General features: G+C 68.6%; 13 protein-coding genes. All 13 read right to left on the reverse strand.

The genetic code is table 11. The annotated features are described in order from the left end of the window. Positions 1 to 29 precede the first annotated feature (29 nt). The 13 genes from BQ7391_RS10465 to alaS all read right to left on the reverse strand — a co-directional run bounded on the left by BQ7391_RS10465 (position 30) and on the right by alaS (position 13,220). Positions 30 to 335 (reverse strand): YerC/YecD family TrpR-related protein, encoded by a 306-nt coding sequence (locus BQ7391_RS10465; protein ID WP_075280557.1) that lies wholly within the window; start codon positions 333 to 335, stop codon positions 30 to 32. Positions 336 to 512: 177 nt separating this feature from the next. Next, positions 513 to 1,076 carry an elongation factor P gene (efp, locus tag BQ7391_RS10470; RefSeq protein WP_075280558.1) on the reverse strand — a complete coding sequence of 188 codons (564 nt, stop codon included), beginning with the start codon at positions 1,074 to 1,076 and terminating at the stop codon, positions 513 to 515. 115 nt (positions 1,077 to 1,191) lie between these two features. Further along, positions 1,192 to 1,575 carry a DUF956 family protein gene (locus BQ7391_RS10475; RefSeq protein WP_075280559.1) on the reverse strand — a complete coding sequence of 128 codons (384 nt, stop codon included), beginning with the start codon at positions 1,573 to 1,575 and terminating at the stop codon, positions 1,192 to 1,194. A 106-nt stretch (positions 1,576 to 1,681) separates the two neighbouring features. Further along, positions 1,682 to 2,626 (reverse strand): PTS system mannose/fructose/sorbose family transporter subunit IID, encoded by a 945-nt coding sequence (locus BQ7391_RS10480; protein WP_075280560.1) that lies wholly within the window; start codon positions 2,624 to 2,626, stop codon positions 1,682 to 1,684. 18 nt (positions 2,627 to 2,644) lie between these two features. Then, positions 2,645 to 3,457: a PTS mannose/fructose/sorbose transporter subunit IIC gene (locus tag BQ7391_RS10485; protein WP_075280561.1), complete on the reverse strand. Its 813-nt coding sequence runs from the start codon at positions 3,455 to 3,457 to the stop codon at positions 2,645 to 2,647. A gap of 13 nt (positions 3,458 to 3,470) precedes the next feature. After that, a complete protein-coding gene (locus BQ7391_RS10490; protein WP_075280562.1) occupies positions 3,471 to 4,445 on the reverse strand; it encodes a PTS sugar transporter subunit IIB in 975 nt (324 codons plus the stop codon). 244 nt (positions 4,446 to 4,689) lie between these two features. Beyond that, on the reverse strand, positions 4,690 to 5,811 hold the full coding sequence (locus BQ7391_RS10495; RefSeq protein WP_075280563.1) for a M24 family metallopeptidase: 1,122 nt from the start codon (positions 5,809 to 5,811) through the stop codon (positions 4,690 to 4,692). Positions 5,812 to 5,896: 85 nt separating this feature from the next. Then, positions 5,897 to 7,072, reverse strand: a complete 1,176-nt coding sequence (locus BQ7391_RS10500) for a hypothetical protein (protein ID WP_083662199.1) — start codon at positions 7,070 to 7,072, stop codon at positions 5,897 to 5,899. Further along, on the reverse strand, positions 7,069 to 7,614 hold the full coding sequence (locus BQ7391_RS10505; protein WP_075280989.1) for a shikimate kinase: 546 nt from the start codon (positions 7,612 to 7,614) through the stop codon (positions 7,069 to 7,071). Before BQ7391_RS10505 ends, BQ7391_RS10500 begins: the two co-directional genes overlap by 4 nt. Before the next feature lie 690 nt (positions 7,615 to 8,304). Continuing rightward, positions 8,305 to 8,805, reverse strand: coding sequence for a YqeG family HAD IIIA-type phosphatase (locus tag BQ7391_RS10510; protein WP_075280564.1), 501 nt, complete (start codon positions 8,803 to 8,805; stop codon positions 8,305 to 8,307). A gap of 9 nt (positions 8,806 to 8,814) precedes the next feature. Next, complete coding sequence (gene mltG, locus BQ7391_RS10515) at positions 8,815 to 10,128, reverse strand: endolytic transglycosylase MltG (protein ID WP_075280565.1); 1,314 nt, start codon at positions 10,126 to 10,128, stop codon at positions 8,815 to 8,817. A gap of 9 nt (positions 10,129 to 10,137) precedes the next feature. Then, entirely contained in the window at positions 10,138 to 10,551 is a 414-nt protein-coding gene (ruvX, locus tag BQ7391_RS10520) for a Holliday junction resolvase RuvX (protein ID WP_075280566.1), read from the reverse strand. A gap of 5 nt (positions 10,552 to 10,556) precedes the next feature. Next, on the reverse strand, positions 10,557 to 13,220 hold the full coding sequence (alaS, locus tag BQ7391_RS10525) for an alanine--tRNA ligase (RefSeq protein WP_075280567.1): 2,664 nt from the start codon (positions 13,218 to 13,220) through the stop codon (positions 10,557 to 10,559). Between the last annotated feature and the right edge of the window lie 88 nt (positions 13,221 to 13,308).

A 13,308-nucleotide genomic window follows, 5' to 3' on the forward strand; every position in this document is an offset into this window, starting at 1 on the left:
CGTACCGCAGCGCATGGACAGAAACGCGGTTACGCCTCGTCGCCGATGCGCGCGAGGACCATCCGGTAGCCGCCCGCAGGGCCGTTGAGGCACTTGGAGACGCGCGAGACCGTCGTCGACGACGCGCCGGTCGCATGCGAGACGTCGACATAGGAGGCGCCCGCCGAGAGCATGGAGGCGACCGCGAGCCTCTGGGAGAGGTCGTCTATCTCGCGCGCGGTGCAGAGGTCGGCGAGAAACGCGCGCGCCTCCTCGGGCGTCGAGAGCGAGCAGAGCGCGGCGAGGAGCCTCGCGGTCTCGTCCTTCTCGGCGTTCTCTGTGCCCCGTTCGACCATCTCGCTCCCCTCTCGTCTGCGTCCGGGAATACTTTAGCGGAATAAAGCAATCTGGCAAGCGGAACCTTAGGCTCGGCCCCTCTCGCGTTTGCTCGTGCAAACGCGAGAGGGGCTGCGCCCAAAAAACGGCCGGCGCCCTGAGGCGTCGGCCGTCGCGGTTGCGCTCTGGGAGGCGGGCTACACGCGGCTCACGAACTTGCCGGTGCGGGTGTCCACCTTGATGCGCTCGCCCTGGTTGAGGTACATCGGGACCTGGATCACGGCGCCGGTCTCGATGGTGGCGGGCTTGGTGCCGCCCTGGACGGTGTCGCCCTTGAACCCGGGGTCGGTCTCGGTGATCTCGGCCTCGATGAACATCGGGGGCTCCACGCCGAGCAGCTCGGTGTCGGCGTAGAGGAGCTGCGCGTTGTCGTTCTCCTTGAACCACTTCGCGTTGTCGCCGATGAAGTCGGCGGGCAGCTCGACCTGCTCGTAGGTCTCGTTGTCCATGAAGTAGTAGGTGTCGCCGTCGTTGTAGAGGTACTGCATCTCCTTGGTGATGAGCTGCACGTTCTCGAACTTGGTGCCGGCGTTGCAGGTCTGGTCAATCACGCGGCCGCTCTTGAGGTCGCGGATCTTGTAGCGGACGAATGCGCCGCCCTTGCCGGGCTTGACGTGCTGGAACTCGACGATCGTGTAGTACTTGTCGTTGATCTTGAGGCCCATGCCGTTCTTGAAGTCTGCGGTGCTGATGGTTGCCACGTGTGCTCTTTTCCCTCTATGCCCCTGCGGGGCGCGTACATACGGCACTGTATTCTATCACGCACGCGGCACGGCCATCAAAACGCCCAAATCAGAGCGGCGCGTCAGGGGCGCGTCAGCGACGGGCGATGCGGCGCCAGATCCCGCGCAGGCCGGCGCTGACCACGTCGAGGAAGTTGAGCGACCGCACGACCTTCTCGTTGCCGATGTGGTCGCGGATGGCACGCAGCGTGGCGTGGTTGTTGCGGGTCGAGAACGCGTAGTGCCCATTCTGCCTGGTGAAGATGGCGAAGCGCGGGATGAGCCGGCCGCCGAACATGACGGACGCCGCCACGTGATCGATCTGGTCCCAGGGAATCTGGATGTAGTCCTCGACGTTCTTCTCGTTGTAGTACTCGAACGCCCGGTCCCCCACCATGACGTTGCCATAGGAGGAGAGCCCCGAGAAGGACGACGCGGGGGTCGTGAGCTCGACCTTGGTGTTCTGAGATTGGGCCATCGTGGAAGCTCCTCTCCGTGGTACAAGAGCGGGGCCGCGCCCCGGAAGGTCATTGTGACACTTCCTGCGGGACGCGGCCCCGAGAAGTCGGGCCTGGGCCTGAGGCTTAGAGCAGGCCGATGAGGTGACCCACGATGCCGATGGCAAACATGCCGATGATGATGGCGATCGGGGAGACCTTCTTCTTGAGCAGCCAGCAGCACAGCAGCGTCACGCCCACGGCGGCGAGGCCGGGGATGAGGCTGTCGAGGTTGGCCTGGAGCGTGGTGACCTTCTCGACCTCAAGGCCGGTCGCGCCGAGCGAGGAGAACTGGGACAGCGCGCTGTGGATGGCGTCGGCAACGCCCTGGCCGCCGTTCTCGGCGGTCTCGGCGATGGCAGTCCAGTCGATGTAGGCGCCCTCGGACTGCGTGACCGTGGAGACCACGGGCGCGAAGGAGATGGACACCCAGCGCTGGACCAGGCCGCCGATGACGAACATGCCGAGGATGGAGGCGCCCTCGGTGATCTTGCCCATCAGGCCGCCGGAGAGGTCCTTGGTGATGGAGGTGCCGAGCTTGTAGCCGAACTCCTGGGTGTACCACATGAACGCCAGGCGCATGACGTTCCACACCACGAAGAAGAGGATCGGGCCGAGGATGGAGCCGCCCATCGCGAGCGAGGCGCCGAGGGCGCCGAGCAGCGGGCGGGCGGTGAACCAGAAGACGGGGTCGCCGACGCCGGCGAGCGGGCCCATCATGCCGACCTTCACGCCCTGGATGGCGGTGTCGTCGACGGGCGCGCCGTTGGCGCGGTCCTCCTCGAGGGCGAGCGTGACGCCGATGACGGGGGACGACACGTACGGGTGCGTGTTGTAGAACTCCATGTGGCGCTTGAGCGCCGCAATCTGGTCATCCTTGCTGGGGTAGAGCCTCTTGATGGCCGGAATCATGGAATAGCACCAGCCACCGTTCTGCATGCGCTCGTAGTTCCAGGAGCCCTGGAGGAACTGGTGGCGCCACCAAACGGAGATGCGGTCCTTCTGGGACAGCGTGATCTTGTTCTCTGCCATGTGTGCTCTCCTCCCTTCCTACTCGTAGTCGTCCAGGATGTCGCCGAGCGGGTCGCCCGAGCCGATCGCGCCGGCGCCGGACTTGGCGACGTCCTTGAGGCCCAGGTAGATGAGGGCCAGGGAGAGGCCGATGGCGCCGAGGGCGATGAGGGTGAGCTCGGAGATGGCGGCGAGGCAGAAGCCGAGCGCGAAGAACGGCCAGACCTCGTTGGTCGCCATCATGTTGATGACCATGGCGTAGCCGACGGCCGCGACCATGCCGCCGCCGATTGTCATGCCCTCGTTCAGCCACGCGGGCATCATGTTGAGGGCGCCCATGACGGCGTCGGACGGGATGAAGCAGAGGGCCGCCGCCGGAATGGCGATGCGGATGCCCTGCATGCAGATGGCGATGATCTGCCAGAGCTCGATGGCGGCGAAGTTGCCCTTGGCCGCCGCGCCGTCCTGGATGTGGACGACGGGGATGGCGAGCGTACGGACGATCATCGTCAGGAAGAGGCCGGCCACGGAGAGGGGCACGGCCACGGCGATGGCCGTGGAGATGGCGGTGGACTGGTCGGAGCCGCCGTTGATGGCGATGACCATCAGAATCGCGGAGGCGACCGACGCGAGGGCCGCGTCAGGGGCGACGGCCGCGCCGACGTTGGCCCAGCCGAGGGCCATCATCTGCAGGGTGCCGCCGAGGATGATGCCCGCCTCGAGGTGGCCGCTCACCAGACCGATGAGCGTGCACGCGACGAGCGGCTGGTGGAACTGCCACTGGTCAAGGACGCCTTCCATGCCGGCGAGGAAGGCAACGATGACAATCAGGATGATTGTGAAAACCGACATGTTTCCCTCCTTCTTATGCCTGTGCGGCCAGCTCGGACTTGGCCTTGTTCATCATGGAGTCGAAGTTCTCGGGCGAGTCAGCGGGGACCTTGCGGACGTCGAACTTGATGCCCTTGGCCGCGAGCTTCTCGATCGTGTCGTAGTCGTCCTGGTCCATGGCGATGGCCTGGGTCACGACGACCTTGCCCACGGAGTGGGCCATCGAGCCGAGGTTGACCTCCTTGATGTCGACGCCGCCCTCGACGCAGGCGAGAAGGTCCTGCGGGGTCTCGAAGAGCAGCATCGCCTTGGTGGCGCCGAAGCGCGGGTCCTTGGCGACCTCGATCATCTTCTTGATCGGGATGACGTGGGCCTGCTGGATCATCGTCTTGCGCAGCTCGTCGTGTGCGACGCCGTCGGAGACGACGATGATGCGGTCGGGGTTGGTCTGCTTGGTCCACGTGGTCGCGACCTGGCCGTGGAGCAGGCGGGTGTCGACGCGGCACATGACGAACTTGATGTGCCCGTCGCCGAGGACGGTGCCCTCGGGGATGGCGCCGGTCGGGGCGGACGCCGGGGCGGCAGCGGCCGCGGGCGCGGCCTCCGCGGGGGCGAGCTCCTCGGGCTTGATGCAGACGCCGGCCTTGGCCTCGGGATAGATGGCCTTGGCGACGTCCGCGGCGGTCTCGGCTCCCATGCGCTCACCATAGGCCGAGATGAGCATCGGCAGGTTCATCCCGCCGACGGCGACCCAGGTCGGGTGCTCCTCAAGGAGCAGGGAGACCTGGTTCCAGGGCGTGCCACCCTGGAGGTCGACCAGGAACAGGACCTGATCCTGGTCGTCGAAGCCGGAGACAGCTTCGAGGATCTTCGCCCTGAGGTCATCTGGCCCCATGTCGGGCGTGAGCGTCACGGCGGCGACGTTCTCCTGAGGGCCAAAGATCATCTGGCCGGACATCTTGATGCCCTCGGCGAACGAGCCGTGACTGGCTAGGACAATGCTAACCACCGCTTACCTCCTTTTCCCAAACGCGGACTCTTACCGAACGGACAGTGCGTGCAGCACCGGGTTCCCCCTGCACAGTTTCTCCCCCGTTGCTCCACGTACCGTCCATATTCTAGCAACTTGTGTGCATGACGTGAAGATGTTTCGTTGACATTTCCTCGGCTAACGAGAGGGACGGAAGCGGGCGCCGGGCCGCGGACTCCCCCGCGGCCCGGCGCCCGCTCCAAGGCCAGGCCCCTTTCGCCGGCTATCCGACCACGACGAGGTCGTGGGTGGACTGGGTGAAGGGCTCGAAGCCGTCCTCGGTCACGAGGCCGAAGTCCTCGAGGCGGATGCCGAAGCGCCCGGGCAGGTAGATGCCCGGCTCGATGGTCACGACCGAACCCGCGGGCACCGGGCGGTCCCAGAGGCGGTTGAAGTTGGGGCGCTCATGGATCTGGAGCCCCACGCCGTGGCCGAGGCCGTGGCCGAAGAACTCGCCGTAGCCCGCCTCGGAGATGACGTCCACGGCCACCTGGTGGACGTCGCGGCCGATCACGCCGGCGTGGACGGCGGCGGCGCAGGCCTCGTGGGCGCGGCGCACGACGTCGTAGACGCGGCGCTGCTCGTCTGACGGCTCCCCCACGCACACGGTGCGCGTCATGTCGGAATGGTAGTCGCAGGTGGCGGCGCCGTAGTCCATCACGATGAGGTCGCCGCGCTGGACGACGTAGGGGCCCGGCTGCGCGTGCGGGTTCGCGCCGTTGGGGCCGGCCGCGATGATCGTGCCGAAGGAGAGCGCGTCGGCGCCATGGCTGAGCATGTAGTTCTCGAGCTCGACGCGGATCTCCTGCTCGGTCTGGCCGGCATGGATGAAACCGCAGATGTGGTCGAAGGCGGCGTCGGTCACCCGCTGCGCGCGGCGCATGAGCTCGACCTCCTCGGCGTCCTTCACCATCCTGAGGTCGCAGATGTCGCCGTGCAGGCGCGGGGTGAGGCAGGCGACGGACGAGGCGGCGCAGGCGCCGTTGAAGGCGTCGAAGAACGCGAGGTCGCAGGTGTCCTCCACGGCAACGACCCGGGCGCGGGCCTCGACGACGCGCGCGGCGGCCCAAGCGGCGGGGGCGACCGCCTCCTGGTCGATCTCCCAGGCGCATCCCTCCCCGAGCCGCTCGCGGAACGTGTTGTAGTAGCGCGAGTCCGTGTGGAGCCAGAGGCGCCCCGCGGTGACGACGGCCGTGTGGGCCACCTCGTCATCGAAGGTGCGCTCGGCCCCGGTGAGCCAGCGCAGGTCTGGGTTGTTGCGCAGGATGACCGCGTCATAGCCGCGCTCCGCCATGAGGGATCGGAGGCGCTCCACGCGGGCCGCGCATGCCGTGCTGTCTGCCATGTTCTTCTCCTTACGTGTTGTCGGTCGTGCCGCCCGAGGGGCGGCGTGAGGTGCCGAGGGGGGGCGCGGGCGCGCCCCGAGGCCGTCAGACGGGGCGCGAGTCGCACCAGGCGGCCACGTGCTCGGCGAGGAGGTCGTCGGGCACCATGGAGAGGCGCACCCGGCCGAGCGAGCGGGGCAGCGCGAGCATGAAGCGGTTGGTGCGGCGGTAGCGCTCCTCGCGCATGGCGGCGAGAAGGGCGTCCGGGTCCACGGGCGCCTCGACGGTGCCGAGCCCGAGGCGCTCGAGCAGCTCGTCCTGCGTGAACATGTCATCGATAGAAAGCTGGTCCTGCGCGGCGGAGAGGCGCGCGGCGAAGCGCATCCCGTCCGCGATCAGGGTCGAGTCGGGGACCTCGGGGCCGAGGAGGGCGCGCAGCGGGCGGGCGAGGTCCATCGCGTACGCGATTGACTGGCGGGTGGAGACCGCCGTGGACGAGACGACCCTTCCCCGGCTCTTGACCGTGTCGAGGAGCTGCGTGAGCGTGGCGGCAACATCACCTGCGACGAGGTCATCCGTGGCGTCCCACAGCCGCTCGAAGGCCTTGTTCGAGTCGCACGTCGCCGTCTGCGCCATGAGGGCGAAGGAGAGTCGCGCGGGCTCCCCGGCGGGGTCGAGGTCGAAGAGGCCGATGTCGACGATGGAGAAGCGCGCCGAGCCGTCCTGGGTCACCATGCGCGGGAGGCCGGGCAGGTCGAGCGCGCGGGGCGTCGCGCCAGCGACGATGGCGCTCGCGGCATCGAGCGGGACCTCGGCGAGCGACGTTCCCCCGCACCACGACGAGCACGCGAAGGAGGCCACGGAGAGCGTCTCGTAGCCGCCCACGGCGACGACGAGGTCGTCTGAGGTGATGCGCTCCTCGGCGAGAAGGCCGTCGAGCGCCTGAACGCGCGCGAGGTCGCAGGCCCCTCCGGGCATCTCGAGCCGCCGCACGGAGAAGCCCTCGTCGGAGAGGTCGCGATGGAGCCCCTCGAGGAGGGCCTCCGGGACCCCCGGCTCGCTGACGAGCGCGCAGGAGTGAGGCTTCCCGACGACCGAGCGCAGGTCGTGCGCGACGCTCGAGGAGATGCCGAGGCCCCCTCGCACGTCCATCGAGCCGCCGCGCAGCGTCACCCACTGGCGCTGCCGGCGAACCTCGGGTGCCGCCGCCTCGGCGGCCTCGGGCGCGGATGCGGTCTCGGCCCCGGGCGCCTGCGCCGGCGTGGCCTCGTGCTCGATCATAAGAGCCCCCTCTCCCAGAGCAGCTGCGCCGCGGCATGGGCGACCTGCTCGAAGGTCCTGTTCCTGATGTCGATGGTGACGTCGGCCGCCTCCTCGTAGAGCGGACGGCGATGGCGGTACACCAGCTCGGCATGCTCGGCCGAGCCGAGGTCCGGGCGGCGCTCGGGGCAGCGAATCTGCCTGAGCGAGTCGGCGAGGTCGCCGTCGAGGTACACGATGACCCCCATCTCGTGCATGAGCGAGCAGTTCTCCTGACGCTCGACGATGCCGCCTCCGCAGCTCACGAGCAGCGACTTCCTTCGCGCGAGTCGACGCAGCTCGGCGGTCTCCGCGTCGCGGAACGCCTCCTCGCCCTCCCGCGCGAAGATCTCCGTGACCGACCTGCCGAGCCTGCGCTCGACGAGCCGGTCGGTGTCAACGTACGGGCGGTGGAAGAGGGCACCGAGGTTCCGGGCGAGGGTAGACTTGCCCGCGCCGAGAAACCCGACGAAGAAGATATGGTCGCAGCCCTCGTGAACGACGTATCCCCCACCCTGTGCCAGCACCGAACCTCCCTTGCATGACGTGCCGCCCTCGATTCTAGCAGGAGCCGCGAACGACGTCTGCCCGACCCCGCCCCGCGCAGCCGGTACGCAGTTGCGGAAGTGCGTACGGGCTGGTACTCAGCTGCGGAAGTGCGTACGGGCCAGCGGTGGCTCGGAGCGTGGCGGCCACGGGAGCACGCCGACAGGCATAAAACCGCGCCCGAAGCGTACGCAGTTCCGGAACTGCGTGCAAGACGGCCCGTGGTCGGTACTCAGTTGCGAAAGTGAGTACCGGCTGTCACGCACGTCCAGAAATGAGTACGAGACGGCAAATGCGGGCGGTACGCAGTTGCGGAAGTGCGTACGGGACGATACGCAAATCCGGAAGTGAGCACAGCCCGATGCGCAGATGCGGAAGTGAGTACCCCCTGGCGGCGGAGCGAAGAGAAAAACCTTATCAATAGGCACAAAAACGCGCCCGATGGGCACGCGCATCCGGAAGGGGATGCAGAGCGGGGCGCAGCCGGCACTCAGTTGCGCAACTGAGCGCCGGTGGGTACGCACTTCCGGAAGTGAGTGCCCGCGGATACGCGGCGGAACCAGCCTCGAGACCTGCGTCGGGGCATGCGGCGAGAAGGGCCACCGAAAAGCGCGGGCGAGAAGGACGAAGCGAGAAGGGCGGCGCGGCGCGCCGGAGCCGCCCCGGCGTCACTCCCCCTCGAAGGTGACGCCGCGTAGGGCGAGGCGCTCGAAGACACGGAAGATGTGCGTGTACCAGAGGTCGCTGCGCGACTGCGGGCGCACGAGGATGGTGCGGACGCCGGCGAGGCTGCCGGCGGCGACGTCGGTGAACACCTGGTCGCCGATCATCACGGTCTTTTCGGGCGAGGCGCCCATGAGCCGCATCGCGCGGCGCAGGGCGAAGGGCGCCGGCTTCATGGCGTGGTCGACGACCTCGACCCCGAGCTCGCGGGCCGTGCGGCCCACCTGGCTCGAGTGGAAGTTGTTGGAGACGAGGCAGAGCCCGATCCCCGCCGCGCGCGCGGCGTCAAGCCAGGCCACGACCTCGGGCGGCGCCGAGGAGGCGTCGCGCGGCACGCAGGTGTTGTCACGGTCGAGCAGGACGAGCCGCACGTCCTTCTCGACAAGCTCCCCCACGTCAACGAGGGGGAGCGATGCCACATAGCGCCAGGCGCGGAACAGACCCATCGGATGCGCCTACGAGTTGTTGGCGATGGCCTGCAGGTGCTCGTCGTAGGTCCTGCTGAAGGCGTACTCGGTCTCGCCGGCGTCGTTGGTCCAGAAGAAGAAGTAGAAGTAGCCGCCGTCGATGTAGTCCATGTCAGGCGAGCAGACCGCCTGCAGCGACTCGAGGCCCGGGCTGCAGATCGGGGTCGGCGGCAGACCCTGGTGGGCGTAGGTGCTGTAGGGATCAGACTCGTCGTGAACCTCATCCGCGGAGGGGTCGTGGCCCACCGAGTATGCCGTCGTGGCGTCAGACTGCAGGAAGCCGTAGTTGGGGTCGCCCATGTTGTCCAGCCGGTTGTAGAAGACGGAGGCAACCTGGGCGCGCGTGCTCGGCGTGGACTCCTTCTCGACGATGGAGGCGAGGTTGACCATCTGCGCCACCGAGAGGCCGTCGGAGGTGGGATAGCTCAGGTCGAGCGAGGCGAGCTCGGTCTCAAACTGGTCGAGCATCATGCGGATGACCTCGTCGGCGGTGACCTCGGTGCTGGAGAAGCTGTAGGTCTTGGGGAAGAGGAAGCCCTCGAGCGAGTCGTTCTCCACGCCCTCGAGGAAGGAGTAGTCGGCGACGTAGTTCGAGGCCTTGGCCTGGGCGAGGAACTCGTCGGACGTGATGGGCAGCACCTCCTGGACCGCGGCCGCGATGCTTGCGAGCGTGTAGCCCTCAGGGATGGTGAGCGTGATCTCGGCGTTGGGGCCGGCCGTCAGCTGGTTGATGATCGAGGGGAGGTCGGAGCCGGCGGTAAAGGCGTAGCTGCCGCTCTTGATGCTCTGCTCTGCGTTCATCTGGCGCGCCTGGCTGAGAAACTCGCTCTTATTGGAGATGAGGCCGGCGTCGTAGAGCAGATCGGCCACGGCGGAGGCACCCGAGCCCTCGGGGATGCTCACGGAGACGACGGTGCCCTCGGCGGCGGACTGGGGCTCGCCCTGGTTCCCCTGCGAGCCGAGGCTCGGCAGGATGACGAAGACCACCGCGAGCACGGCCGCCACGGCAACGAGGCCGAGCACGATGAAGGGCGCCCTGCTCCTGCGCCGGCTTCTCCCGCCGTGGTGAACGTTGCGGCTGCCGGCGCGTCGGGTGGCGGCGGCGGTGCGACTTGAGACGCGGGTGCCCGCGAGGGCGGCGCGCGGCGCCGTTGCCCCCTGAGAGGAGGCTCCCGCCTGGGCACGCGGCCCGCGCTGCCGGCTCACGGGCTGCGAGGAGGCGGGCTGGGGCGCCTGCGCCTGGCCGCTCGTTCCAAAGTGAGACCCGCCATGCCGCGGGGTCCGGTTGGTGGGTGTTGCCATCGTGCCCTCTCAGTTGTGTCTGGCGTCGAGCCAGGCTTGCAGAAACAGGCTCGCGGCCACCATGTCGACCTTGCCACGCATGGCACGCTCGCTGAGCCCCTGTTCCCTCAGGATACGCTTAGCCTCGGCTGAGGACAAACGTTCGTCCTCAAACTCCAGCGGAAGACCGCATGCCGCCGCGACCCGCTCGGCCTGCTCCCGCACGCGCGCCGCCTGGGGGCCCTCCTCGCCGGCAAGCGTCATCGGCCTGCCACAGACGAGAAGCTCGGGCTCCCAGTCCTCGAGCACCCGCCGGAAGGTGACCGCGTGCGCGAGCACCTCCTGCGCGGGGAGGACGCAGACCGGCGAGGCCACGCGTCCGGCCGGGTCGCTCACGGCAACGCCGACGCGGACCTCGCCGATGTCGAGCGCGAGGACCCTCATGGCCGCTAGATTCCGAGCGCGGCGCGCGCGGCGTCGAGCGCGGCATCGATGCCGGAGACGTCGGAGCCGCCGGCCTGCGCCATGTTGGGGCGCCCGCCGCCGCGGCCGCCCACGAGGCCGGCGATGTCCTTGATGATGGAGCCCGCGGCAAAGCCCGCGGAGACCGCCCCGTCCGTGCCGCCGGCGAGAAGGGCGACCTTGCCGTCGGGCGTGGCGGATGCGATGACACAGGCCACGGCCTCGCCGTTCGCGGCGTCGCGGATGCCGTCCCAGGCGGAGCGCATCTCCTTGCCGGAGAGACCGTCGATGCGGGCGACCACGGCCTTGTAGCCGTCGAGCTGGACGGCAGCCTTGTAGGCGTCGGCGACCTTCGTCGCGCCGGCGCCGGTCGTCGCGGCCTCGAGCGCCTTCCTGGTCTCGCGCAGCTCGTGCTCGAGCGCGGCCACGCGCTCGGAGACGGCGTCCGGGCGGCACTTGAGCTCGCGGGCGACGTCGTCGAGGGCGAGCAGGCGCTCGTCCACGTACTCGATGGCGCCCATCGAGGTCACGGCCTCGATGCGGCGGGCGTTGGAGCCGACGGACCCCTCGGAGACGATCTTGAAAAGGCCGAGGTCGGCGGTGTTGCGCGCGTGGGTTCCGCCGCAGAGCTCGCGCGAGAAGGGCGCCTCGGACTCGCCGGTGGAGACGACGCGCACGACGTCGCCGTACTTCTCGCCGAAGAGGGCGACGGCGCCGGAGGCCTTGGCCTCGTCGATGCCCATGACGCGGGTGACGATGGGCTCGGCGGCGAAGATCTCGGCGTTGACCATGCCCTCCACGCGGGCGAGCTCGTCGGGCGTCATGGCCTCGAAGTGCGTGAAGTCAAAGCGCAGGCGGTCGGGGGCCACGAGCGACCCGGCCTGGGAGACGTGGTCGCCCAGGACCTTCTTGAGCGCGGCGTCGAGCAGGTGCGTGGCGGTGTGGTTGCGGCGGATGAGCTCGCGACGGCCCGCGTCGATCGCGGCGCTGACCTCGTCGCCCACGGCGAGCGAGCCCTCCTCCACGACGGCGACGTGCGCGTAGATGCCGCCCCTGACCTTGGTGTCGGTGACGCGCAGGCGCGCGCCGCCGACCGTCGTGATGGAGCCGGTGTCGCCCACCTGGCCGCCCATCTCGGCGTAGAACGGCGTGACGTCGAGAACCACATCGACCTCGTCGCCCTTCTCGGCGCGCTCGACCTCGGCGCCGCCCGCGACGATGGCGAGCGCGTGCGCGGACGCCTCGCGCTCGTCGTAGCCGACAAACTCCGTGGCGGCCAGGCGGTCGGAGAGCGCAGTCCACACGTCGTTGAAGGTGCCCCAGGCGTCGCGGTTGGCGCTCGCGCGGGCGCGCTCGCGCTGCTCGGTCATGCAGGCGTCGAAGGCGTCCATGTCGACGGAGCGGCCGGCCGCCTCGCAGATCTCGCGCGTGAGGTCGATCGGGAAGCCGTAGGTGTCGTGAAGCCTGAAGGCCACGTCGCCGGGGAGGGCGGCGCCCTCGTCGAGCTTCTCGAGCTCCTGCGAGAGGCTCTCCTCGCCGGCGTCGAGCGTGGCGCCGAAGCGCTCCTCCTCGGCGCGGACGATGCCGTCGATGAGCGAGCGGCTCTCCACGATCGCCGGGTAGTTCTCGCCCATGAGCTCGCAGATCTTCTCCACGTAGGAGCCGAGGAACTCGCCCTCGATGCCCATGAGGCGGCCGTGGTAGACCGCGCGGCGCAGGAGGCGCCGCAGCACGTAGCCTCGGCCCTCGTTGCCGGGAAGGATGCCGTCGCCAATCATGAACGTGACGGCGCGGGAGTGGTCGGCCACGATGCGCAGCGAGCGGTCGCGCGCGGCGTCGGTGCCGTAGGCGTGGCCCGAGAGGCGCTCGCCGACGCCGATCAGGCCCTGCAGCAGGTCGCCGTCGTAGTTGGTGGACTTGTGCTGCATGATGGCCGCGATGCGCTCGAGGCCCATGCCGGTGTCGATGTTGCGGTGCGGAAGCTCGGGCAGCGACCCGTCCTCCTGGCGGTCGTACTGCGTGAAGACGAGGTTCCAGAACTCGAGGAAGCGGTCGCAGTCGTCGCAGCCCGGGCCGCAGTGCTCGCCTCCGCAGCCGAACTCCTCGCCCTGGTCGAAGTAGATCTCGGAGCAGGGGCCGCACGGACCGGTGGGGCCGGCCGCCCAGAAGTTGTCATCGGCGCCGAGGCGGGAGATGTGGTCGTAGGGGACTCCCTGCTTGTGCCAGAGCTCGATGGCCTCGTCGTCGTCCTCGAAGACGGTCATGTAGAGGCGCTCCTTGGGCAGGCCCAGGTGATCGGGGTTGGTGATGAAGTCGTACGCCCACTCGATCGCGTTCTCCTTGGAGTAGCCGCCGAAGGAGAAGTTGCCGAGCATCTCGAAGAAGCTGAGGTGCGTGGCGTCGCCGATGTTGTCGATGTCGTTGGTGCGCAGGCACTTCTGGCACGAGCAGGCGCCGATCTCGGACATGGTGCGCTTGCCCTGGTAGTACTCCTTGAACTGGTTCATGCCCGCGTTGGTGAGCAGCAGCGACGGGTCGTCCGGGACGAGCGACGAGGACGGGTAGAGCTTGCAGCCCTTCTCCTCGAAGAAGCGCAGGAAGTCCTCGCGGATCTCGGCAGTGGTCATGGTCTTGTAGTCGGCGGTGCTCATATCGCTCCCCTGCGGTCGGGTCCTGATGCGCATACAACCTTGTTAGTATAGCGCGAGCGGCCCATTCGCGCGGCGCGTCACGCAATCG

The organism is Thermophilibacter provencensis (assembly GCF_900128445.1).
GTDB lineage: Bacteria > Actinomycetota > Coriobacteriia > Coriobacteriales > Atopobiaceae > Thermophilibacter > Thermophilibacter provencensis.

What these genes read in the sequence shown, in the direction of transcription:
- mltG (WP_075280565.1), bottom strand. Translation starts at nt 10,128, where the DNA reads ATGGCAACACCCACCAACCGGACCCCGCGGCATGGCGGGTCTCACTTT.
- BQ7391_RS10510 (WP_075280564.1), bottom strand. Translation starts at nt 8,805, where the DNA reads ATGGGTCTGTTCCGCGCCTGGCGCTATGTGGCATCGCTCCCCCTCGTT.
- ruvX (WP_075280566.1), bottom strand. Translation starts at nt 10,551, where the DNA reads ATGAGGGTCCTCGCGCTCGACATCGGCGAGGTCCGCGTCGGCGTTGCC.
- alaS (WP_075280567.1), bottom strand. Translation starts at nt 13,220, where the DNA reads ATGAGCACCGCCGACTACAAGACCATGACCACTGCCGAGATCCGCGAG.
- BQ7391_RS10480 (WP_075280560.1), bottom strand. Translation starts at nt 2,626, where the DNA reads ATGGCAGAGAACAAGATCACGCTGTCCCAGAAGGACCGCATCTCCGTT.
- BQ7391_RS10475 (WP_075280559.1), bottom strand. Translation starts at nt 1,575, where the DNA reads ATGGCCCAATCTCAGAACACCAAGGTCGAGCTCACGACCCCCGCGTCG.
- BQ7391_RS10495 (WP_075280563.1), bottom strand. Translation starts at nt 5,811, where the DNA reads ATGGCAGACAGCACGGCATGCGCGGCCCGCGTGGAGCGCCTCCGATCC.
- BQ7391_RS10500 (WP_083662199.1), bottom strand. Translation starts at nt 7,072, where the DNA reads ATGATCGAGCACGAGGCCACGCCGGCGCAGGCGCCCGGGGCCGAGACC.
- BQ7391_RS10485 (WP_075280561.1), bottom strand. Translation starts at nt 3,457, where the DNA reads ATGTCGGTTTTCACAATCATCCTGATTGTCATCGTTGCCTTCCTCGCC.
- BQ7391_RS10465 (WP_075280557.1), bottom strand. Translation starts at nt 335, where the DNA reads ATGGTCGAACGGGGCACAGAGAACGCCGAGAAGGACGAGACCGCGAGG.